The organism is Pedobacter sp. UC225_61 (assembly GCF_044452285.1).
Classification (GTDB): domain Bacteria; phylum Bacteroidota; class Bacteroidia; order Sphingobacteriales; family Sphingobacteriaceae; genus Pedobacter.
The window spans coordinates 2,545,977-2,568,786 of record NZ_JBIOAL010000001.1; the positions used below are offsets into that span (position 1 = coordinate 2,545,977).

Below are 22,810 nucleotides of genomic sequence, written 5' to 3' on the forward strand. Positions count from 1 at the left end.
CCTAAAATTATGAACCAAGTTAAAATTGGCAATTACAGATGGACTATTTGCGCCCTTTTGTTTTTTGCAACAACAGTAAACTACCTTGATAGACAAGTACTCAGTTTATTAAAACCAACTTTAGAAGAGCAATTTGGATGGTCAAATAGTGATTATGCAGATATTGCCGCTATTTTTCAATTTACCTATGCAATTTCCATGCTTTTTGCTGGTCGTTTTGTAGATAAATTAGGTACAAAATGGGGTTACGGAATCGCCATTATTATTTGGTCAATTGGAGCAATAATTCACGCATATTCTATTTCTATAGGTACAGGTATTGCATCAATTTTAACAACTTTTGGTATCGCAGCATTACCCGTATCTATATTAGGTTTCATGTTTTCTCGAGCTGTTTTAGCCATAGGCGAATCAGGAAATTTTCCAGCAGCCATTAAAGCAACGGCAGAATACCACCCTAAAAAAGAACGTTCATTTGCAACTGGAATTTTTAACTCTGGTGCTAACGTAGGTGCCATTTTAGCGCCTATTACTGTTCCATGGATAGCCACAAACTGGGGTTGGGAAAGAGCATTTGAGTTAGTTGGTGCAGTAGGTTTTTTATGGCTATTCTTTTGGTTAGTCTTTTATGAATCTCCAGAGAAACAAAAAAGAATATCTGCAGAAGAATTAGCTTACATCAATAGTGATGAAGATGAAGTTGCAGATAAAGCAAACGTTGATAAAGTATCGTGGTTTAAATTATTAGGCTACAAACAAACATGGGCATTTACATTTGGTAAATTCATGACAGATGGCGTTTGGTGGTTTTTCTTATTCTGGTTACCTGGTTATTTAAAAGATCAATACGCCATGACTGGTTCTGATATTATGCTTCCTTTGGCTGTTTTGTATAGTATGACGATGATTGGAAGTATTGGCGGAGGTTGGTTGCCTAAATATTTTGTTGATAAAGGTTATGCCGTTTACGATGGTAGAATGAAAGCCATGTTTGCAATAGCCCTTTTCCCTTTAGTAGTTTTATTAGCACAACCTTTAGGTCATTATTCATTCTGGATCCCGGTAATTTTAATAGGTATTGGAGCTTCAGCACATCAAGCATGGTCTGCAAATATTTTTACCACAGTATCAGATATGTTTCCTAAAAGAGCAATTGGTTCTGTTGTAGGTATTGGTGGTATGGCTGGGGGTATTGGTGGTGTGTTAGTAACTAAAGTAGGCGGTTGGATTTTTGATAATTATGCCCATAAAGGAATTCTCAGAATCCTTCAGCAAGTTTAATGAGTTGGGTAATAATGTATTTGTAAACCAGATCACCTCAATGGATTTAGCCAGTAAATATGGAGATAAAATCAACTTGAATGTCATGGCATTGAGTAAACTTCCAGTTGAAGTTGCAGACAAATTAAAATCAATTGATGCTAATCTATTTAATCAGCTTTTGGAAATTCAAAAACCATTAGTTCAATCAAATATGACTGTTGCTTACACCATAATGTTTGCGTTTTGTGCCGTTGCCTATCTAATTGCATGGGTTGTAATGAAATCATTAGTTCCTAAATACAAAAAAATTACCGACCTATAAATTATGAGCTTTCAAGAAGAATTGAATTCACTCTTTTTAACTGAAGAGCAGATTCCAGACGCCTTTAAACTGGCGGAAGAAGTAAACCAACGTGAATACCTATCAAATGGAAAAATGTTACCATGGAATGGAGATGTTCACACCGTTTTATCACCTATTTGCATTAAAACTGCTAAAGGTTTAGAACGAAAAATAATTGGTACTTATCCACTATGTGATAAAGAAGAGGCTAATGCAGCTTTAGATGCAGCAGTAACAGCCTATAACAATGGTAGGGGCGAGTGGCCAACAATGAATGTAGCCCAAAGAATTGAATGCGTAGAGAAATTTACGCATCAAATTATCGAGAAAAAGCAAGAGGTTGTAAAATTAATTATGTGGGAAATTGGCAAAACATTTGCCGATTCAACTAAGGAATTTGATCGTACAATCGAATACATACAAGCTACAATTGACGCCTTAAAAGACTTAGATCGTCAATCTGCAGGTTTTACAATGGAACAAGGAATTGTAGCTCAAATTCGCCGTTCTCCATTAGGCGTAGTATTATGCATGGGCCCTTTCAATTACCCATTAAATGAAACATTTACAACGTTAATCCCAGCCTTAATTATGGGAAATACAATTCTATTTAAACCACCTAAACACGGCACATTATTATTTTATCCCTTATTAGAGGCATTTAAAAACTGTTTTCCAAAAGGCGTAGTAAATACCATTTACGGACGAGGCAATAAAATCATTCCTGGTTTAATGGAATCTGGAAAAATAAATGTGTTAACATTAATTGGTTCGAGTAAAGTTGCCAACGAGTTAAAAAAAATGCACCCTAAAGTAAATCGTTTACGTGCTATTTTAGGCTTAGATGCAAAAAATGCAGCAATTATTACGGCAAAGGCCGATTTAAAATTAGCAGTACAAGAAACCGTTTTAGGTTCACTTTCTTTCAACGGACAGAGATGTACAGCATTAAAAATCATTTTTGTACACCGTAGCTTAGCAGATGAGTTTTTAAAACAATTAGCTGAAGCAGTAGGCAAATTGAAATTTGGCATGCCTTGGGTAGATGGGGTTTCTTTAACACCACTACCAGAGCCTCATAAACCAGCATATTTAAAAGAATGTTTAGATGATGCGATTTCAAAAGGAGCAAAAATCATAAATGAAAATGGAGGTGCAACCAACGAATCATTTGTATATCCTGCAATTGTTTATCCAGTTAATGCCGACATGAAACTATATACTGAAGAACAATTTGGACCAGTTGTTCCAGTCGTTCCTTTTGATGATTTAGAAGAAACGATAGAATATTTAATCGAATCAACACACGGCCAACAAGTAAGTATCTTTAGTAACGATGATCAAGAAGTAGCAGCATTAATAGATCCTTTAGTAAATCAGGTGAGTAGAGTAAACATCAACTGTCAATGCCAACGCGGACCAGACGTTTTCCCTTTTACAGGAAGAAAAGATAGTGCAGAAGGTACGTTATCAGTAGTAGATGCTTTGCGATCGTTTTCTATTCGCTCTTTAGTTGCTACAAAACTAAACGATAACAATAAACACTTACTAAATGAGATTATTGATAGTCACAGCTCTAATTTTTTAAGTACAAAATATCTGTTTTAATGCCCTTAAAAGATCATTTAGTGCATATTTAAATTTTAATTGTGTCACAATTACACTATAATGAAAAAAAGCCTGTATAAACTTTCTTTTATTTGCAAATTTAGTTACATTTGAGCTTACCCTTTCGGGGGTATGTTTTTCATAGGTAGATGTAGGGTCAAGAATTTATTCTTGGCCCTTTTTTATTTCCAATTATTTTGTCATTACGATAAACGAGGAAACGCTATGTTTAAATCCAACTTTGATCTACCCTTTGCTAACTAAAGCATTTTAATATACTGCCTAACCTGCTCACTGCATTGCTTGAACTGCTCACTGCACCGCTTGAACTGCTCACTGCATTGCTTGAACTGCTCACTGCACCGCTTGAACTGCTCACTGCATTGCTTGGACTGCTCACTGCACCGCTTGAACTGCTTACTGCACCGCTTGAACTACTCACCGCACCTATTTTTCCTATTTACAACCTTTCCAAAACCACAACCCAGCGCCAAGTACTAGGACCGGCCTTGTAGCATCCCGAAGGAGAAAGCATTCAAACTTGTGCAAACACGTTCAAAAACCACTCCCCAAGACAGAAAGCAGTTCAATCCTTCATTGAACCTTTTTCTGTCGCCCCGAAAGTTTGGATAGCTTAATCCGAGAGATGATACACAGCCTTGATCTTTTGTTTCTTTTCTATCAAGAGAAAAGAAAGAGCCATGGCGGCGGCGAGCTAAGAAAGGATCAATCGTCAAGATGACAATATCAATAATGAATAAAAGATTACTTCGTATCTTTACCCCACATTATGATCAAAAAGAAAAAAATCATCGTTGCAATCACTGGAGCTAGTGGCTCCATTTACGCTAAACTTTTACTAGATAATTTACTAAAATTATCAGCTCAAATAGAAAATGTAGGTGTAGTAATGTCAGATAATGCAAAAGAAGTATGGCGTTTCGAATTAGGCAATGAAGAGTACGATAATTATCCTTTTACTTTTTATCATAAAATGGATTTCAATGCACCATTCGCATCAGGTTCTGCCAAATTTGATACAATGATTATCATTCCATGCTCAATGGGTACATTAGGGCGTATTGCTCATGGCATATCTAACGACTTAATTTCAAGAGCAGCAGATGTAATTTTAAAAGAACGTCGTAAATTAATTGCAGTAGTTAGAGATACACCATTTAGTTTAATCCACATTAATAATCTTAAAACAGTAACAGAAGCTGGCGGTATTATTTGCCCCGCAAACCCATCATTCTATAGTTTACCCAAAACGATTGAAGATGTAGCACAAACAGTCGTTAACCGCGTAATCGATTTAGCAGGCTTAGAACAAGATAGCTACCGTTGGAACGAGGGCAGTTAGTCTACTCATTGTCATTGTACATCGTAAATCTAAAATCGTCAATCAATTTTGTATCTTTGCACCTCCATGAAAAAAGTTGCATTTTATACACTTGGCTGTAAGCTAAATTTCTCAGAAACCTCAACCATTGGTCGTTTGTTTACCGATGCAGGTTACTCGGTAGTAGAATTTACCGACTCAGCAGATGTATATGTAATTAATACCTGTTCAGTAACTGAACATGCTGATAAAAAATGCAGAAAAGTAGTTAAAGAAGCACTTAAATACTCGCCAAATGCCTATGTAACCATTGTAGGTTGCTACGCACAATTGAAACCCACAGAAATTGCCGAAATAGAAGGCGTGGATATGGTTTTAGGTGCCGCTGAAAAGTTTAGAATTGTTGAATTCATCTCAGATTTAACTAAAAATTCTAAAGCTGTTGTTCATCAACAAAACATAGAGAAAGTAAACCATAATTTTATTGCAGCTTATTCAATTGGCGATAGAACTCGTACTTTTTTAAAAGTCCAAGATGGTTGCGATTATCCGTGTACATATTGTACAATTCCTTTGGCACGCGGTGGAAGTAGAAGTGATACCATTGAAAATGTAGTTAATCGTGCTACACAAATTGCACAAAGTGGAGTAAAAGAAATCGTATTAACAGGTGTAAACCTTGGCGATTTTGGTATTCGTGATGGACAAAGAGAAGATAAGTTTTTTGACCTTGTTAAAGCATTAGATGAAGTTGAAGGAATAGAACGTATTCGTATTTCTTCAATCGAACCAAACTTATTGAGCAATGAAATCATAGAGTTTGTAGCTACTTCAAAACGTTTTGTACCACATTTTCATATTCCTTTACAATCAGGTTCTAATAAAATATTAGGCTTGATGAAAAGACGCTACCAACGCGAATTATATACCGAACGAGTAGCGAAAATTAAAGCAGTTATGCCAAATTGTTGCATAGGAGTCGATGTAATTGTCGGTTTCCCAGGCGAAACACATGATGACTTTTTAGATACCTATCAGTTTTTAAACGAATTGGATATTTCTTATCTACATGTATTTACCTATTCAGAACGTGAACAAACAGAAGCTGCAGAAATGAAAGGTAAAGTTGCAGGTAGTACACGTTTCGATAGGAATAAAATGTTACACATTCTTTCTGATAAAAAAAGAAGAGCATTTTACGAATCTCAAATTGGTTCAACAGGACAAGTCTTATTCGAAGACGATCAAAAAAATGGCTTTATGCATGGCTTTACCAAAAACTATGTAAAAGTTAGAGCTAAATACGATCCTGTAATGGTAAACGAGCTTAAAAACGTTAAACTACTGTCGTTGTTAGCAGATGGAGAAGTTGAAGTAGCTGAAGCCGAAGAAATTTTAGTGCATTAGAAAAAACCTCTTTTCCTTTAGCTAAAAATGAAAATCTTAGATACAAAAGTCTTTTAACTCACCTCAATACTTTCTTTATCCTTTCATCTTTCTTTCCTATCTTCGCTTAAACTAAGATTTATGTTTCCTACCGTTTCACACTTTCTATCTTATCTTTTTGGCATCGATGTGCCACTTCCATTCAATACTTTTGGCGTTTTTGTAGCACTTGCGTTTGTAGCTGGTTATTGGGCCTTTACAAAAGAATTAAAACGTAAAGAGGAATTAGGAATTCTACATCCTACAAAAAGAAATGTAGTTGTTGGTGAGCCAGCTTCTACCTTTGAACTTATTTCAAATGGTTTCTTTGGCTTTTTAATAGGTTACAAATTAATCTACGCACTCATAAACTATAAATTATTCGTTAACGATGCACAAACTGTATTACTTTCTACAAAAGGAAATCTATTAGGTGGTATAGCATTAGCAGCCTTGTTTGCATATTGGGCATATAAGGAAAAAGATAAAGTAAAATTAACTAAACCAAAAACAGTAGAAGTTACAGTTCATCCGCATGAATTAATGAGCCACATGGTTGTATGGGCAGCGATATGGGGTTTTTTAGGTGCAAAAATTTTCGATAATCTTGAACATTGGGATAGCTTTATAAAAGATCCAATTGGTGGTTTACTTTCTTTTAGTGGATTAACATTTTATGGAGGTTTAATTTGTGGTGGTGCAGCTGTAATTTACATTGCTCGCAAAAATGGAATAAAGCCATTACACATGCTTGATGTTGGTGGACCTGGAATGATGCTAGCGTATAGCGTTGGTCGTATAGGTTGTCATTTATCTGGAGATGGAGACTGGGGAATTCCAAACTTAAACCCTAAACCATTTACATGGTTGCCAGATTGGTTATGGGCATATACCTATCCCAATAACGTAGCTACAGAAGGTAACCACATCGCAGGTTGCATTGGCAAATATTGTAACGAATTAGCACAACCAGTATATCCAACACCAATTTACGAAGTAGTTATGGCCTTCATACTCTTCTTAATTTTATGGAAAATCCGCAAACGCATAAATATACCAGGTGTGATGTTTGGTATTTACATGATCTTAAATGGAATTGAACGTTTCTGTATTGAATTGATTAGAGTAAATAGCAAACTAGGAACGATTGGAGGATTTTCCTTTACACAAGCCGAACTTATTTCTGCTATATTATTTGTAGGAGGATGGTGTTTGATAGCATATTCAGTAAAGAATAAGGAAAAATTGGCGAAATACTAATGATGAATTACGAATTATTATGTTCAAAAGTTATTGCTATTACACGCTTAACAGGTAATTTTATACGCAAGGAAGCGATGGCTTTTGATTCAAAAGCAATTGAATATAAAGGATTAAACGACTTAGTTTCTTACGTAGATAAAAACGCAGAAAAGCTTTTGGTAAAAAATTTAACAAAGTTGATGCCAGATGCTGGCTTTATTACTGAAGAAGAGACCGTTAACACAAAAGGAAAAACCTACACTTGGATAATTGATCCTTTAGATGGAACTACAAACTTTATTCATGGTATACCTACATATTCTATTAGCATTGCTTTATATGAAGAAGATAAGCCCGTAATTGGAGTAGTATATGAAATTAATAGAGGAGAAATGTTCTTCACGTTTAAAGGCGGTGCAGCTTATTTAAACAATAAGGAAATTCGTGTTTCCGAAAGTACAAATCTATCACAATGCCTTTTAGCAACTGGATTCCATATTATCAATTTGATAAACAAGCACAATACATTCATCTTTTTACAGATATGATGCAGAAATGCCACGGATTAAGACGGATTGGTTCTGCTGCAGTAGATCTTGCTTATGTAGCCTGCGGCAGATTTGACGCTTACTTTGAGTACAATTTAAACTCGTACGATGTCGCTGCAGGAGCTTATCTAGTGCAACAAGCAGGCGGGAAGATCATGAATTTTGCAGGCGGAGATGAGTTTTTAGAAACAAGAGAAGTTTTAGCAACCAATAGTAAAATCACTGATGAGATTTTAGATACAATTAGAAAGTATTTCTAATTACGTTAGTATAAGATGCAAAAAAGTCCAAACTTACGCTTGGACTCTTTTTTGTTTCATCATATCAATGAACCATTGAACTAATATTTTATAATGCCATCGAAACTACTTCCTTAACTTCAGGAACCATGCGTTGTAACAAATTCTGAATACCAGATTTTAATGTAATAGTAGATGATGGACAACCACTGCAAGAACCTCTTAATTCTACAGTTACGACACCTTCATCAAATGATTTGTAACTAATTGCTCCGCCATCTTGTTCAACAGCAGGACGTACATAATCATGTAATATTTGCTGGATTTTAACCTCTAATTCCGTTCCTTCAAAAGCAGGAGTTTCTTCACTCGTATTTTCTTTTATTTTAAGTTCAGATTCTACAGCACCTTTAACAAATTCTTTTAAAATAGCCTCTATATCACTCCAGTCTGCATCTTCAGTTTTAGTAATCGTTACAAAGTTGCTTGCAAAAAATACACCACTTACAAAGTTAAATTTGAACAATTCTTTAGCAAAAGGAGAGTGTTCAGCACTTTCTCTAGTTGCAAAATCTTCACTGCCATTAATTAAAAGTTTATTAACCATAAACTTCATGGTAGCAGGATTTGGTGTTTGCTCTGTATATACGTTAATAGTCATGTCTTTAAATTTATGCTACAAAAATAATTAATTCTAATTCTAAATAATAGATAGTAGATGTCTATTTTAGGTCATTTATAACGGAAGCTGCATCTTTTGATTAGGGATTGGGTGAGATTAAAATACCCCAGTATAATTAAATGGCGTAATTTGCTTCAATTCTGCTTTAATGCTATCATTTACATCTAATTCATCAATGAATGCAGACATAGTTTGTGCAGTAATCTTTTGGTTAGTACGTGTTAATGCTTTTAAAGCTTCATAAGGGTTTGGATAAGCCTCACGTCGCAATACCGTTTGGATAGCTTCAGCAACAACAGCCCAGTTATTTTCTAAATCTGCCGCAATAGCCTCATTGTTCAATATAATTTTATTCAACCCTTTTAACGTAGAACTGATAGCAATAGTGGTATGTGCCATAGGAACACCCACATTTCTTAATACAGTAGAATCAGTTAAGTCTCTTTGTAAACGAGAAATTGGCAATTTAGCAGCGAAAAATTCAAATAAAGCATTTGCTATTCCAGCGTTTCCCTCTGCATTTTCAAAGTCAATAGGGTTTATTTTATGCGGCATAGCGGAAGAACCAACTTCACCCTCTTTAATTTTTTGTTTAAAATAATTTTTAGAAATGTAAGCCCAAATATCTCTATCTAAATCGATAATGATATTGTTGATCCGCTTCAATGCATCACATTGTGCTGCAAACTGATCGTAATGTTCTATTTGTGTCGTATACTGAGCACGATTTAATCCTAAAATCTCATTTACAAAGTTATTTGAGAAATCAACCCAATTAATTTTTGGATAGGCGATATGATGTGCATTAAAATTTCCTGTTGCTCCGCCAAATTTGGCGCTATTAGGAATATTCTTTAAATTTTGTAATTGGATGTTCAAACGTTCTGCAAAAACCATAAACTCTTTACCCAATTTGGTTGGCGATGCAGGTTGCCCATGTGTGTGTGCTAATAATGGCACGTCGTTCCATTCTTGTGCTAAACCCTTTATTTTTTCAATAAGTTCTATAATGGCTGGATAATAGCTTTCTTCTAACGCAAGTTTGAAAGTATAAGGAATGGCTGTGTTATTAATATCTTGAGAAGTTAATCCGAAGTGGATAAATTCTTTATAAGGTTGTAAGTTAAGTTCATCAAACTTTGTTTTAATGAAATACTCTACAGCTTTTACGTCATGATTGGTAATGCTTTCTGTATCTTTTACTTGTTGTGCATCAACATCATTAAAATTTTGATGAATAGTTCTAAGCTTTGGATAAAGTGTAGTATTAAATTGCTCTAATCCCGGTATTTTAGCTTCACACAATGCGATAAAATATTCGATTTCTACAAAAACACGATATTTTATTAAAGCATATTCAGAAAAATAATCAGCAAGTTTTGCAGTGGTTTTTCTATAACGACCATCTACTGGAGAAATGGCTTGAAGCGGAGATAAGTTCATTTGAATGAGGAAATTGATTTCAGCCGCAAAGGTAACATTTATCAAGCATTTATGATAGCTTAAAAGCCGATAAAATCCCTAGAATCAAAAAAGTCCCAGCAAATTGCCAGGACTTTTTTGTAAGTTTTACTATTGACTAGTGAACAGCTTTAGTTGAATCTACTGCTGCTTTAGCTGAATCTACTGCTGCTTTAGCTGTATCTACTGCTGCTTTAGCTGAATCTACTGCCATGTTAGCTGAATCGATAGCTGCTGAATCAGTTGCATCTGCTTTTTTCTCTGAATTACAAGCTGCTACTCCTAAAGATAATGCTAAAGCTAAAAAGCCAAATTTGAATAAGTTTTTCATTTTAATTTTCTGTTTAAATAATTAATTAATTTACATGTTAATACCGCAAAGGTAAAAAGGTAACCCGCAAATGTGAAATAAAGTTAAAATTATTTTTAAAATGGTTGTTTTGATAGATTAGACAATCATTTTGTAAAACATATTTCTTTCACAAGCTATCATTAATGCTTGTTTTTTCAAAAAGTAACCCTTAGTTTTGAAATTTATTTTATTTTTTTTGAAAGGTTACTATTTCCTGTTTTATAGTATTAAAAGTTAAAGTGGTTTCAAAATAGAAAAGATCAAAAGATTGAAATAAAAATTGTGCTAAAATGTAGATTTATGCCATTTTAATGGATTTCAGATGAAGAAAATTCTCAATTAGAAAGTCATAATTACAGCAAAAAATATTTTTTTTGTCTATCATTGGGTTACCATTCACGTTTAAATGTATTAATTGGTGAGTATTAAGTTAAGCAGTTCAGTTCCAACAGATAGAGAAGTAGTATTAGGTATACTTAACAACTCAGAAGAAGCATTAAATAAGTTGTATGCGGGTTATTATCCGATGGTTTTACAATTTATTTTAAATAATAATGGTGGTGAAGATGATGCGAAAGATGTTTATCAAGAAGCAATTATTGTTTTATATAATAAAATTAAAGGCGGCAATTTTGAGCTTAGCAGTAAGTTAAAAACATATTTGTATTCGGTTAGCCGAAGAATTTGGTTGAAAAAACTTACTCAACAAAGCAAAAAAACAAACAATATAGCCGACTTTGAGGATGTTCTAACTGTTGATGAAGATGTGGAGCATCATGAACAAAAGGATATACAGTTTGACAAGATGAAAGTAGCCTTGGAAAGTTTAGGCGAACCTTGTAAAACGATTATTGAAGATTTTTACATACATAGTTTATCTATGCATGATATTTGTGAAAAGTTTGGTTATACCAATACTGATAATGCTAAAACACAGAAATATAAGTGTTTGCAAAGGTTAAAAAAGTTATTTTTTCAATCATAAAATGAGGAACGAGATAGAATTAGAAGCGATTATTGAAGATTATCTGAATGGTAAACTTAACTCTGATGAGCAAAAGGCTTTTGAGCAATTGAGAAATAATGACCCAATTGTTGATCATAAAGTAGTTGCGCATAATGTTTTTTTAGAATCGATGAAGCAATATGCTGACATTTTGGTGTTGAAAGAACAAATGGATGCAGCTCATCATCAACTAGATGTTGCTGCTATTAGTGCAAAAGTAAAACCACACTCATCTAAAATTGTTAGAATTTGGCGTAATAATAGATCTGCAATTGCAATTGCAGCTTCATTTTTGATTTTAGCAATGGTGATGTTGTATTCTATACAAAACCAATCTAAGCAAGATGGTAGTTTTGAAGCCTTAAATAGAGAAGTTAGTCAGATTAAGCGTTCTCAGAATAATTTAATTAGAAATATTAACACCAAAGTGCAGAATACGAACATAGCGCCTGCAAAATTTGGTGGTTCTGGATTTGCAATTTCAAGCAACGGCTACATTTTAACTAACTATCATGTAATTAAAGATGCAGATTCCATCTATGTGCAAAACAGCAAAGGAACTTCATTTAAAGCAAAAAGATTTTATACTGATCCAGTTAATGATATTGCCATTTTAAAAATAAATGATTCCTCTTTTGATCAATTGGGCTCACTTCCATACAGTATTAAAAAAGCTGGAGCTGGTATTGGTGAAGTTGTGTATACCTTGGGTTATCCAAAAGATGATGTCGTACTGGGCGATGGTTACATTAGTTCTAAAACAGGTTTAAACGGAGATACTTTGGCTTATCAAGTTGCTATTCCGGTAAACCCAGGTAATAGTGGTGGTCCGTTATTAGATAATGCGGGTAATATTGTTGGTGTAATTAATGGTAAAGAAAATAAGACAGATGGTGCTGCATTTGCAGTAAAGTCAAGATATATTGTTGAAGCAGTAAATTCTATTCCACAAGATTCATTGAATAAAAGAATTCCTTATGGAAAAAGAAGTCAATTGCAAGGTTTAAAACGTAATAAGCAAGTAGAAAAAATGCAAGATTATGTTTTTATGATTAAAGTGTATTAATATTCCCAAAATATTAAATTTGAAGCCCCGAACTTTTAGTGAGTTTCGGGGTTTTTTACTTATAAAATAATTAAGATGGAATTTGGAAGAGTTACAGAAGCAGAAATTAATACCATTGATTTTACGTTACCACCAGATGGTGAACAAACTGCTATTACTTTACAGCATTTGAAACCTTCAGCAAAACCGTCTTATTATGTTGGCTGTGCGAAATGGGGTAGAAAAGAATGGAAAGATCTTATTTATCCGAAGAAAACGAAAGAAGCGGATTTTTTAGGTGAATATGTAAAACATTTTAATTCGATTGAATTGAATGCAGTTTTTTATAGCATTCCAAAAGAGGACCAAATTTTAAAATGGAAAGACCAAGTTGCTGCTAATACCAAAGTCGATTTCATATTCTGTCCTAAATTTTCTAGAACAATAACGCATATTAAAAGGCTAAAAGATGCTGATTTTTTAACAGATGAATACATTAAAGCAATTTCTGCTTTTGGCGAATATTTAGGCCCCTGCTTTTTACAGGTTAGCGATAATTTTGGTCCAAATAACATTGATACATTAGAAAACTACCTAAAAAAATTGCCTAATGATTTAAAAGTCTTTGTAGAGGTTAGGCATAAGGATTGGTTTATCGGCGATGCCAAAAAACAACTTTTTGCTTTATTAGCGAAACTCAATAAAGGTGCAGCTATTACAGATGCAAGTGGCCGAAGAGATTGTCTACATATGGAATTGCCTACTCCCAAAGCTTTTATTCGGTTTGTAGGCAATGGTGGAAAATATTTAAGTTCTGATAAAGCTAGGGTAGACGAGTGGGTAATAAGAATTAAACACTGGTTAGATCATGGTTTGCAAAGTGTATATTTCTTTTTGCATCAGCACGATGAAGCCGATACACCGTTAATTGCAGATTATACCATTCAAGAATTTAATAAACATTTGGGTAGTGATTTGTCACGAATAAATTTTATTACACAAAATAATCTACTGTTTTAATAGACTTTTTGTAACTTCAATTATTATATCATTTATTATTTAAAAACAATTCAATATGAGTTTGAGACTAGGAGATACAGCACCAAATTTTAAGGCAACAACATCCATCGGTGAAATAGATTTTTACGAACATTTAGGTGATAGTTGGGGCGTTTTATTTTCACATCCAGCAGATTACACCCCAGTTTGTACGACTGAATTAGGACGTACGGCATCATTAAAATCGGAATTTGATAAAAGAAATGTTAAGGTGTTAGCATTAAGTGTTGATTCAGCAGAATCACATAAAGGATGGATTAGCGATATTAATGAAACTCAAAATACCAACGTAGATTTTGCAATTATTGCAGATCAGGATAAGAAAATTGCTGACTTATACGATATGATTCATCCAAATGCTTCTGAAACAATGACGGTTCGTTCGTTATTTATCATTTCTCCTGATAAAAAAATAAAACTAATGATTACATATCCTGCATCTACAGGAAGAAATTTTACAGAAGTTTTAAGGGTAATAGATTCTTTGCAATTAACGGCAAATTATAGTGTTGCAACACCTGCAGATTGGAAAGATGGAGAGGATGTAATTGTAATGAATAGTATCAAGACGGAAGATATTCCAGCTAAATTTCCAAAGGGCCATACAGTTATAAAACCTTATTTAAGAACTACTCCTCAGCCAAACAAGTAATTTTAACTTTTTTTTAATTTAAAAATTTTTGTAATTAACTTTAAATCAGTTACTATTAAAAAAACATCAATACAATTTACAATTTTATGAATACTGGAAAAGTTAAATGGTTTAATACCCAAAAAGGTTATGGATTTATAATTTATGACGGAAATAAAGAGATTTTTGTTCACTTTAAGGATGTAGTAGGGGGGATAGATAGTATTAAAGAGAATGACGAAGTTGAATTTGAAACTATAGAAGGAAAAAAAGGATTACAGGCTGTGAATGTTAAGAAAATGTAGTTTTAATAAACATCAAAATATAAAGCTTTGCGGATTTGCAAAGCTTTTTTTATTTAATAATGCTGAATAATTTTAGCTTTAATTACTAAATAACCATTATTAGTCTGAGTAAACAAGATAAAATCATCATGACTTGAAGTGATTTTATATTTTTTAGCCAAATTCTCAGCTTTTTCAGGGAAATTTCGAACAATAACATTTCCTTTTAGATTTTTTTCCTTTTTTAGTTCATTTAAGTTTAATAGTGATTTGATTTCGAAAATTCTACCTAAAAATTCTGATTTTATTTCTTCGCTAAAGTATAATTGAGTTTGTGAATGCAGTTTTTTCAATCCAAATCTTTCGGCTATCAAATTAAATGCGCCACTTTTTAATAAAGCTACATCAGGTTCGTATATATATCCAATAGGTACAGAGTTCGCAATTTCGGTAGTCAATCGTAAATCACTTATTGGAAAAGAGAAGGTTTTTGTAGAAGTGTTTAAAGTGACACAAACAATTTTTGTTTCACCTATAAATTCCTTATCAATTACCCAAAGCAATTCTTTGCACTCATTTTTTACGCTTACGATATGAATTTCGCTTACATTTTGTAATTCGCTTAAGCCTGCAGAAATATCAAGTAATGGAGCTGCTTTAATAATTATTCGTTGTGCTTTCCCCAAAAAAAGAGCTAAATGCTCAGTTACATCTGGTGTACAATCTTTAAGTTTAAACACCTTATTACTATAACTTCGCCTTGCGGGGTCAATATAAATCGTATTAAATTTAGCATTGCTTTTTTTGAGGAATTCAATTCCATCTTCTGCAATAAAGATGATATTACTTATTTCTAATATTTTTGCATTATGGGCTGTAATTTCAGACAATTCAGCATTAATTTCACAACTATAAACTTCATTTATTTTTTTCGAAAAGAAATAGCTATCCACTCCAAACCCTGCAGTAAGATCAATTAATGTATTTCCTACGGCTAAATTAGCTTTGTAAGCGGCTGTGGTTTCAGATGAACATTGTTCTATAGAGAGTAAAACTGGATAATAGATCTTTTCATGATTAAACCATTTGGGAAGTTTGTGAATTGATTTTTTCTTAGCTGAAATTTGTCCAGCTAATTCCGCAGAACTTACATTTTTAAACAAGGATTTTGACAGCGCAATCTTATTTACATCCGAATTAATATGCTCAGTAATATAGCGTTGAACCTCATTGTTTAAAATATTTTCATTCATTTTAAATTAAATAAAGCCCCTTTAGGGGTTTGGGGTTTTATCTTTCATTACAATTTGACAAGTATGTCTGCTTTTTACCTCTAGTAAAACATCCTTGTTAACGGTAACTCTATCAATAGTTTGCTGATTGTAATAACGAATAGTTACAAGCTCTAATCCTTTGTTGTACTTCACTTTAAAGGTTTCAGATAAATCTGCAATTAATTGTTTAATCTTTGCCTCATCATCGTCTACACTTACAGAAAAACTAATGGCAGAATTAAGCATTGTATTCACTTTTACCTTGTTTTTATGTAAGATATTGAAAATATGGCTTAAGTTTTCCTCAATGATAAAAGAAAAATCCTTAGGGAATATGGAAATTAAAACCTGATTTACTTTAAAAATAAAAGAGGGAACAGGTAAAGGTGTTGCTACTTCAGTAATAGCTGTTCCTACAGTTTCTGGTTGTAAGAAAGAGCGAACATATAATGGAATACCTTTATTTTGAATAGGTTTTATCGTTTTTGGATGAATTACTGTTGCACCATAGTATGTGAGTTCTATTGCATCGTGATACGATAATTGAGGTATTTTTTCGGTTTCATCGAACCATTTCGGATCTGCATTTAAAACACCAGGTACATCTTTCCAAATTGTCATTGATTCTGCATTTAAACAGGCGCAAAAAATAGCAGCCGAATAATCAGAACCTTCTCTGCCCAAAGTACTGGTAAAGTTTTCGCTAGTACCACCAATAAAACCTTGTGTTACCACAATTCCTTTATCTAAATAAGTAGGTAAATGTTTCTGAATTTCTTGTTCTGTTTTATCCCAAATTACATTTGCATCGCGGTAATTATTATCTGTTTTGATATAACTTCTAGCATCAGCCCAAATAGTGAAACTGCCAATTAAATTTAAATATGCCGCTACAATTTTGGTAGAAACTAATTCTCCAATCGAAACAATTTGATCGTACAAATAATCAGCGCTATCACTTGCTTCTTCTTCCAACAGCCATTCTATTTCTACAAAAGTATTTGCTACATCGTCATAGATCGGGTTTTTATGGTCTATGAACAACGTTGAAATAATATTGAAATGATAAGCTTTTATTTCTTCAAATAATTCAAATGCTTTTTCTTCACCTTTAACATAAGCCCAAGTTAATTCCTCTAATTTATTGGTCATTTTTCCCATGGCAGAAATTACAACCAACAAATTAGTTGATGGATAGCCTTGCACAATTTTGGCCAAATTTTTAACAGCTTCTGCGTCTTTTACAGAAGCTCCTCCGAATTTAAATACTTGCATTAATTTGTTTCTGTTAAAATGGTATTTGGCTTAGTAATGCCTTTTAAAGTTGAAAATGGGATAACTAATTTTGTTATTCCCTCCGAATATGGTTTAATTTCATAAGGATTATATAAAAACACCAAGCCTTTATTATTTACATAAAAATTCTCTGGCAAATCAAATTTGTCATCACGGAAAAAATATTTACCACTTAGGGGTTCAGCAGGTGTCAATTTTTCATCTTTTCTAAAAATAACTTCGGCAATGCTAACTAATTTTTCACGTTGATTTTTTTTTATTAAAGAATCTAATGTTAATGCAGTATTAGTTTTTGGATTATAATTTAAATATGAAAAACTGGTATTTGGATGAGCTCCACCTGAATAATCGGAATTTATGTATTGCAAAGCGATGTAATTGTTAGTTTGATGAAGTACATTAATGTCAATCATTAAGCACCAAGCCTGAGCGCTTGTTACATTTTTTGATTGAAAATTATCATATCCTTTTACAAAACTAGTTGCAATATCTTGATATGAGGTAGCTTTTTCATCTTCGCTGATATAGTTAAAAACTTGTCTTAAAATGTAATTGTTTAAGGTTTCGTTTTTAAATACTGGATAGGATATAACTGCTTTTGTGGTATCAGTAGCTTTAAAATCAGTTTTAACCACATTTTTACTATAAACTTTAACAGAATCATAAGTAAAAGTTAATGTATCAACGGCAGCAACTTCACCTTTGCTACTATCTTTATTTTTTTCGTTTCCACAGGCTGAAAAAACGCAAATTCCAATAAAAAATAAGACTAATCTTTTCATACTAAGTTTTTTGTTTGCTCTTTCGAGAATGAAGCATTTAACCAACCGCTTTCAATATCAGCAGTATATTTATTATAGAAATTTATAGCCGGTTCATTCCAATCTAAAACCTGCCAAACCATACCGTTATAATTTCCATTTTTTGCTTCTTCAATTACTTTTTCAAATAATAACTTACCAACTCCTTTTCCTCTACAAGCATCAGTTACCAAGAAATCTTCTAAGTACAAACGGCAACCTTTCCATGTTGAATATCTGGTATAAAATAAAGCAAAACCTATAATTAACCCATTTTCTTCCGCAACAAATGCTTTCCAAACTGGTTTTTGTCCAAAACCTGCATCAATAAATTCAGCTAATGTAACTGTAACTTCTTCGGGCGCTTTTTCGTAAACAGCTAATTCATTAATTAATTCTAATAATCTTGTGCAATCTTCTTTAACTGCTACTCTAATAGTTACATTCATTAGGCTTTCCAATGTTTAATTACTCTTTTTCCAAATATATTACTTCCAATTCTTACCATAGTACTGCCTTGTTCAATTGCCAATTTATAGTCAGATGACATACCCATTGAAATTTCTTTAAAACTATCCTCTTTTCTAAAGAAACTCAATTTTATTCCATCAAAAAGCACTTTTAACTCATGAAATTCTGCTTTGGTTTGTCCTTCCAATGCTGTATTGGTTGCGATACCCATTAAGCCTACAATCCGAACATTTTTTAATGTTTCAAATTCTTCAGATCGTAAAAGCTCAATCACTTCGTCAAATCCTAAACCGAACTTGGTATCCTCATCAGCTATGTAAATTTGCAATAAACAATCTATTATTCTGTTGTTTTTTGCAGCTTGCTTATCAATCTCTTTCAATAATTTAAGACTATCAACCGATTCTATTAATTTTATGAAAGGAGCAATGTATTTTACTTTATTACTTTGCAAATGGCCTATTAGATGCCATTCAATGTCCTGTGGCAATTGAGCTTGTTTTTCTACCATCTCTTGCACTAAATTCTCTCCAAAAACTCTTTGTCCAGCATTATAAGCTTCAAGTACGGCATCTGCCGGATGATTTTTAGAAACCGCCACCAACTTAACGTCAGCTTGATCTAATTCATTTTTATATTTTAATAAGTTATCTGCAATGCTCATTTATCAGTATTTTTGGTAAAATTAATAACCTTAGCGCAATTTGGCTAAGAAATAAGAAAGGTTTTATTAATAATGAAAAGATTTTTTGTCATCCTTATACTTTGTGCCTTGTTTTATGCTTGTAAGCCTGGTATTCCAAAAGACATTATCCAGCCAGATAAAATGGAGAAAGTATTGCATGATATTCACATTGTAGATGGGTATTCTACATCTTTTGCAAATCCAGATAGCTCTAAAAAGATTATTTCTTCACTATATAAGGGTATTTATAAAAAATTTGGAATAGATTCTGCTTTGTACAATCAGAGTTTAGATTATTATTATAAGCATCCAGATGTGATGAAAAAAATGTACGATAACATTAGTTTAAATTTGAATAAAGAAAAGGAAGATTTTTCAAAAATGATTGCATTAGAAAACATTAAAACTTCGCTATCTGGTGCCGCATTGCTAGCTCCACCAGCAAAATCTTTAGATTCAACTTTTAAAATGGGTACTAATCCATTAAAAATGTATACAATCGATTATCCAGTTCAATAAGTATATGCTGTATCCTGAAAATTGCCAAGAAAGGTTGGGCTTTAATGAAGTTCGACAAATGGTTCATCAACATTGTTTAAGTACAATGGGCCAAGCATTGGTTAATAAAATGCAGGTGATGACGAAATATGACCAAATAAATAAGTTTCTTCGTCAAACAAATGAATTTAAAAGTATTTTAGAAAATCAGGAACCTTTACAAATCAGTACATTTTTCGATATTAAGGTGCTTGCTGATAAAATTAGAGTAGAAGGTACGTATTTAATGGAGGATGAGCTTTTCCAGATTTATGCATCCTTACAAACGGTTTTTTCTGTAATCAGATTTTTTGATGAACGAAAAGAAATATATCCTAATCTCGAAGCTCTTTTTGAACACTTACCAATAGAAAAAAATATTCTTAAAAAGATAGAAGCTATTTTAGATCCAAAAGGTAAAATAAAGCCAAATGCTTCTTCAGAATTACAAGAAATTACTGCATCAATTGCCAAAAGCGAACAAGAAGTTCGTAAAAGAATGGATTCCATTTACAAAATGGCTGTTAGTAAAAACTGGGTTGCTGATGGTAGTTTGACCGTTCGTGATGGTAGAATTTGTATTCCAATTTTAGCGGAAAACAAAAGAAAATTGAAAGGATTTATTCATGATGAATCTGCAAGTGGACAAACTGTTTATTTAGAACCTGAAGAAGTTTTTACGTTAAATAATAAACTTCGCGATTTAGAATTTGATAAACGTAGAGAAATCATTAAGATTTTAATAGCGTTAACGACTGAATTAAGGCCTTATACGCCACTTTTATTGTCGTATCATGGTTTCTTAACTAAACTGGATTTTGTAAGAGCAAAAGCACTTTTTGCAATTGATATTCAGGCAAATATGCCTGTATTGTTAAAAGAGGCTAAAACAAAGTTGATAAACGCAAAACACCCATTGTTGTTATTATCTTTTGCAGCAGAAAAGAAAACAGTAGTCCCTTTAAATATTCATATGAATGAAAATTTAAGGATTGTTTTAGTTTCTGGGCCAAATGCTGGAGGTAAATCAGTTTGCATGAAAACAGTTGGTTTGCTACAAATGATGTTGCAAACGGGTTTACTAGTTCCTGTTGATGAAGCTAGCGAAATGGGAATATTTGATCAGATTTTTGCAGATATTGGTGATGATCAATCTATCGAATCTGATTTGAGTACATACAGTGCTCACTTAACAAAAATGCGCTATTTTGTTGAACATGCTTCGCCAAAAACATTAGTTTTAATTGATGAGTTTGGAACTGGAACTGATCCTCAATTTGGTGGCCCAATGGCTGAAGCGGTTTTAGAAGTTTTAAATTCAAAGAAAGTTCGAGGTGTAATTACTACACATTATTCTAATTTAAAATTATTTGCGGGCAACACTAATGGATTAGAAAATGCTTCGATGCTATTTGATAATAGCAAAATGAAACCGCTATATATTTTAGATTTAGGTAAACCTGGAAGTTCTTACGCTTTCGAAATTGCTCAAAATATTGGTTTGCAAAAAGAAGTTTTAGCACTAGCCAAACAAAAAACAGGCACAAATCAGAATAGTATTGATAGTTTACTGGTTGATTTAGAAAAAGAGAAAAGGCAAATTCATGAAACTAAAATCAATTTAGCAAATCAACAAAACAAGGTTAAAAACTTAGTTGCAGAGAATGAAAAACTAAAGCTCTTTTTAGAGGAAAATAAGAAAATTTTAATCAAAGAAGCAAAATTAGAAGCTCAAAACATCATCCGCGATGCGAATAAACTGGTAGAAAATACTATAGCTCAAATAAAAGAAAAACAAGCAGATAAGCTTGTAACAAAAGAATTAAGACAAAATCTGCAAAAAAGCTTAGCTAAAAACGAAGTTAAAGAAGAGCGTAAACCTGTTATTAAAATTGATAATTCTGCAATTGAAATTGGAGATTGGGTGCAACTTATCAATACAGAAACAAGCGGCCAAGTTTTAGAAATTAATCGCGATAATTTAGTGTTAGCATTAGGCGATTTGCGTTCGGTAGTAAAAAGAAATAGAGTTCAAAAAATCAGCAATCGCCAAGCGAAAAAAGTGGTACAAAGCAATTCATTTTCTGGTAGAATATCTGATGCGATTACCAACTTTAAACCTGAATTGGATTTACGCGGAATGCGTGGAGAAAATGCTGTACAAGAAGTAGAAAATTATTTGGATAAAGCTATTATGTTGGGTTTTCCATCTATTAAACTAATTCATGGTAAAGGTGATGGCATTTTAAGAAAACTGATTAGGGAACATCTCAAAAAATACAAAGAGGTTACGCATTTAGAAGATGAACACGCAGATAGAGGAGGAGATGGAATTACGTATGTTCATTTAAAATAATTTAGAACGTAAATAAGATACAATATTTCTATAATCTGCTTAATTCCTTACAATTGACGATTTTTGTGCAGGTATCTTAGTGTAAAATGTACAATGCAATAATCGGTTAATGCATTTGGAAAAGGCCCAATAACTTTATAATTTAGCCATAAAACAGAGTATATGATTAATAAAGTTGTAGCTGGTGCTGATGAAGCAATTAAAGATATTTGTGATGGACAAACCTTAATGCTTGGTGGTTTTGGTTTGTGCGGTATTCCCGAAAACTGCATTGCTGCATTGGTAAAAAGTGGTGTCAAAAACCTAACCTGTATTGCGAATAACGCTGGTGTAGATGATTTTGGAATAGGCTTACTTTTACAAACCCGTCAGGTTAAAAAAATGATTTCTTCATATGTAGGAGAAAATATTGAATTCGAACGCCAATTATTAAGTGGAGAGTTAGAAGTTGAACTAATACCTCAAGGAACATTGGCAACACGTTGTTTAGCTTCGGGTTATGGCATGCCAGCCATATTTACTCCAGCAGGAGTAGGGACTGAAGTTGCAGAAGGTAAGGAAGTAAGAAATTTTAACGGTAAAGATTATTTAATGGAATATGCTTTTGAGGCAGATTTTGCATTGGTAAAAGCTTGGAAAGGCGATACCGCTGGTAATTTAATTTTCCGATCTACTAGTCGAAATTTTAATCCTGTAATGGCAATGGCTGGTAAAACTACAATAGCTGAAGTAGAAGAATTAGTAGAAGCAGGTCAATTAGACCCCGATCAAATTCATACACCTGGTGTATATGTTCATCGTATTTTTCAGGGAAATAATTACGAGAAAAGAATAGAACAAAGAACAGTTAGAGCCAAATAA

Annotated in this window: 25 protein-coding genes; 16 read left to right on the forward strand and 9 right to left on the reverse strand. The window is 33.0% G+C overall.

The window, feature by feature from the left end; translation table 11 throughout:
• The first annotated feature begins 9 nt into the window (after positions 1–9).
• Genes ACHMWN_RS11685 through ACHMWN_RS11695 form a run of 3 tightly spaced genes read left to right on the forward strand, consistent with a single transcriptional unit; the run spans position 10 to position 3,214 of the window.
• A complete protein-coding gene (locus ACHMWN_RS11685) occupies positions 10–1,281 on the forward strand; it encodes an MFS transporter (RefSeq protein ID WP_397301158.1) in 1,272 nt (423 codons plus the stop codon).
• A gap of 40 nt (positions 1,282–1,321) precedes the next feature.
• Positions 1,322–1,585 (forward strand): hypothetical protein, encoded by a 264-nt coding sequence (locus ACHMWN_RS11690; protein WP_397303619.1) that lies wholly within the window; start codon positions 1,322–1,324, stop codon positions 1,583–1,585.
• A gap of 3 nt (positions 1,586–1,588) precedes the next feature.
• Entirely contained in the window at positions 1,589–3,214 is a 1,626-nt protein-coding gene (locus ACHMWN_RS11695; RefSeq protein ID WP_397301161.1) for an NADP-dependent glyceraldehyde-3-phosphate dehydrogenase, read from the forward strand.
• 256 nt (positions 3,215–3,470) lie between these two features.
• Here ACHMWN_RS11695 and ACHMWN_RS11700 read toward each other — a convergent pair whose 3' ends face one another.
• Positions 3,471–3,656 (reverse strand): hypothetical protein, encoded by a 186-nt coding sequence (locus ACHMWN_RS11700; protein ID WP_397301164.1) that lies wholly within the window; start codon positions 3,654–3,656, stop codon positions 3,471–3,473.
• 348 nt (positions 3,657–4,004) lie between these two features.
• Between ACHMWN_RS11700 and ACHMWN_RS11705 the strand changes: the two genes are divergently transcribed.
• From ACHMWN_RS11705 to ACHMWN_RS11725, 5 genes are all read left to right on the forward strand, one after another.
• Positions 4,005–4,577 (forward strand): UbiX family flavin prenyltransferase, encoded by a 573-nt coding sequence (locus ACHMWN_RS11705; protein ID WP_397301166.1) that lies wholly within the window; start codon positions 4,005–4,007, stop codon positions 4,575–4,577.
• A gap of 66 nt (positions 4,578–4,643) precedes the next feature.
• Positions 4,644–5,963, forward strand: a complete 1,320-nt coding sequence (gene mtaB / locus ACHMWN_RS11710; RefSeq protein ID WP_397301169.1) for a tRNA (N(6)-L-threonylcarbamoyladenosine(37)-C(2))-methylthiotransferase MtaB — start codon at positions 4,644–4,646, stop codon at positions 5,961–5,963.
• 120 nt (positions 5,964–6,083) lie between these two features.
• A complete protein-coding gene (locus tag ACHMWN_RS11715) occupies positions 6,084–7,241 on the forward strand; it encodes a prolipoprotein diacylglyceryl transferase (protein ID WP_397301172.1) in 1,158 nt (385 codons plus the stop codon).
• A gap of 2 nt (positions 7,242–7,243) precedes the next feature.
• On the forward strand, positions 7,244–7,771 hold the full coding sequence (locus tag ACHMWN_RS11720) for an inositol monophosphatase family protein (RefSeq protein WP_397301175.1): 528 nt from the start codon (positions 7,244–7,246) through the stop codon (positions 7,769–7,771).
• A complete protein-coding gene (locus tag ACHMWN_RS11725; RefSeq protein WP_397301178.1) occupies positions 7,768–8,031 on the forward strand; it encodes an inositol monophosphatase family protein in 264 nt (87 codons plus the stop codon). The genes ACHMWN_RS11720 and ACHMWN_RS11725 overlap by 4 nt, the downstream gene beginning before the upstream one ends.
• Positions 8,032–8,119: 88 nt before the next feature.
• On the opposite strand, the gene ACHMWN_RS11730 is transcribed toward ACHMWN_RS11725, so the two are convergent.
• The 3 genes from ACHMWN_RS11730 to ACHMWN_RS11740 all read right to left on the reverse strand — a co-directional run bounded on the left by ACHMWN_RS11730 (position 8,120) and on the right by ACHMWN_RS11740 (position 10,484).
• Positions 8,120–8,671 carry a NifU family protein gene (locus tag ACHMWN_RS11730; RefSeq protein ID WP_397301181.1) on the reverse strand — a complete coding sequence of 184 codons (552 nt, stop codon included), beginning with the start codon at positions 8,669–8,671 and terminating at the stop codon, positions 8,120–8,122.
• Between the two features lie 117 nt (positions 8,672–8,788).
• Positions 8,789–10,135 carry an adenylosuccinate lyase gene (gene purB, locus ACHMWN_RS11735; RefSeq protein WP_397301184.1) on the reverse strand — a complete coding sequence of 449 codons (1,347 nt, stop codon included), beginning with the start codon at positions 10,133–10,135 and terminating at the stop codon, positions 8,789–8,791.
• A 136-nt stretch (positions 10,136–10,271) separates the two neighbouring features.
• Positions 10,272–10,484, reverse strand: coding sequence for a hypothetical protein (locus ACHMWN_RS11740; protein WP_173268726.1), 213 nt, complete (start codon positions 10,482–10,484; stop codon positions 10,272–10,274).
• Between the two features lie 439 nt (positions 10,485–10,923).
• On the opposite strand from ACHMWN_RS11740, the gene ACHMWN_RS11745 reads away from it, so the two are divergent.
• The 5 genes from ACHMWN_RS11745 to ACHMWN_RS11765 all read left to right on the forward strand — a co-directional run bounded on the left by ACHMWN_RS11745 (position 10,924) and on the right by ACHMWN_RS11765 (position 14,551).
• Positions 10,924–11,490 (forward strand): RNA polymerase sigma factor, encoded by a 567-nt coding sequence (locus ACHMWN_RS11745; RefSeq protein ID WP_397301188.1) that lies wholly within the window; start codon positions 10,924–10,926, stop codon positions 11,488–11,490.
• Position 11,491: 1 nt separating this feature from the next.
• Entirely contained in the window at positions 11,492–12,577 is a 1,086-nt protein-coding gene (locus ACHMWN_RS11750) for a S1C family serine protease (RefSeq protein WP_397301191.1), read from the forward strand.
• Between the two features lie 75 nt (positions 12,578–12,652).
• The gene (locus ACHMWN_RS11755; protein WP_397301194.1) at positions 12,653–13,576 is read left to right on the forward strand and encodes a DUF72 domain-containing protein; all 924 of its coding nucleotides are present in this window, start codon (positions 12,653–12,655) and stop codon (positions 13,574–13,576) included.
• Positions 13,577–13,631: 55 nt separating this feature from the next.
• Positions 13,632–14,267, forward strand: a complete 636-nt coding sequence (locus ACHMWN_RS11760) for a peroxiredoxin (protein WP_397301197.1) — start codon at positions 13,632–13,634, stop codon at positions 14,265–14,267.
• A gap of 86 nt (positions 14,268–14,353) precedes the next feature.
• The gene (locus ACHMWN_RS11765; RefSeq protein ID WP_397301198.1) at positions 14,354–14,551 is read left to right on the forward strand and encodes a cold-shock protein; all 198 of its coding nucleotides are present in this window, start codon (positions 14,354–14,356) and stop codon (positions 14,549–14,551) included.
• Between the two features lie 53 nt (positions 14,552–14,604).
• Here the strand turns inward: ACHMWN_RS11765 and ACHMWN_RS11770 are convergent, their stop codons facing one another.
• The 5 genes from ACHMWN_RS11770 to ACHMWN_RS11790 are packed head-to-tail and all read right to left on the reverse strand — an operon-like array spanning position 14,605 to position 19,035.
• Entirely contained in the window at positions 14,605–15,783 is a 1,179-nt protein-coding gene (locus ACHMWN_RS11770; RefSeq protein ID WP_397301200.1) for a hypothetical protein, read from the reverse strand.
• A gap of 21 nt (positions 15,784–15,804) precedes the next feature.
• Positions 15,805–17,079 carry an aspartate kinase gene (locus ACHMWN_RS11775; protein WP_397301202.1) on the reverse strand — a complete coding sequence of 425 codons (1,275 nt, stop codon included), beginning with the start codon at positions 17,077–17,079 and terminating at the stop codon, positions 15,805–15,807.
• Positions 17,079–17,882: a DUF3298 domain-containing protein gene (locus tag ACHMWN_RS11780; RefSeq protein ID WP_397301205.1), complete on the reverse strand. Its 804-nt coding sequence runs from the start codon at positions 17,880–17,882 to the stop codon at positions 17,079–17,081. Before ACHMWN_RS11780 ends, ACHMWN_RS11775 begins: the two co-directional genes overlap by 1 nt.
• A complete protein-coding gene (locus ACHMWN_RS11785; RefSeq protein WP_397301207.1) occupies positions 17,879–18,349 on the reverse strand; it encodes a GNAT family N-acetyltransferase in 471 nt (156 codons plus the stop codon). Before ACHMWN_RS11785 ends, ACHMWN_RS11780 begins: the two co-directional genes overlap by 4 nt.
• On the reverse strand, positions 18,349–19,035 hold the full coding sequence (locus ACHMWN_RS11790) for a YggS family pyridoxal phosphate-dependent enzyme (protein WP_397301210.1): 687 nt from the start codon (positions 19,033–19,035) through the stop codon (positions 18,349–18,351). Before ACHMWN_RS11790 ends, ACHMWN_RS11785 begins: the two co-directional genes overlap by 1 nt.
• A gap of 72 nt (positions 19,036–19,107) precedes the next feature.
• Between ACHMWN_RS11790 and ACHMWN_RS11795 the strand changes: the two genes are divergently transcribed.
• The 3 genes from ACHMWN_RS11795 (at position 19,108) to ACHMWN_RS11805 (ending at position 22,810) form a co-directional block, all read left to right on the forward strand.
• A complete protein-coding gene (locus ACHMWN_RS11795; RefSeq protein ID WP_397301212.1) occupies positions 19,108–19,575 on the forward strand; it encodes a DUF4296 domain-containing protein in 468 nt (155 codons plus the stop codon).
• A gap of 4 nt (positions 19,576–19,579) precedes the next feature.
• On the forward strand, positions 19,580–21,949 hold the full coding sequence (locus ACHMWN_RS11800; RefSeq protein ID WP_397301215.1) for an endonuclease MutS2: 2,370 nt from the start codon (positions 19,580–19,582) through the stop codon (positions 21,947–21,949).
• Between the two features lie 162 nt (positions 21,950–22,111).
• The gene (locus tag ACHMWN_RS11805) at positions 22,112–22,810 is read left to right on the forward strand and encodes a CoA transferase subunit A (protein WP_397301217.1); all 699 of its coding nucleotides are present in this window, start codon (positions 22,112–22,114) and stop codon (positions 22,808–22,810) included.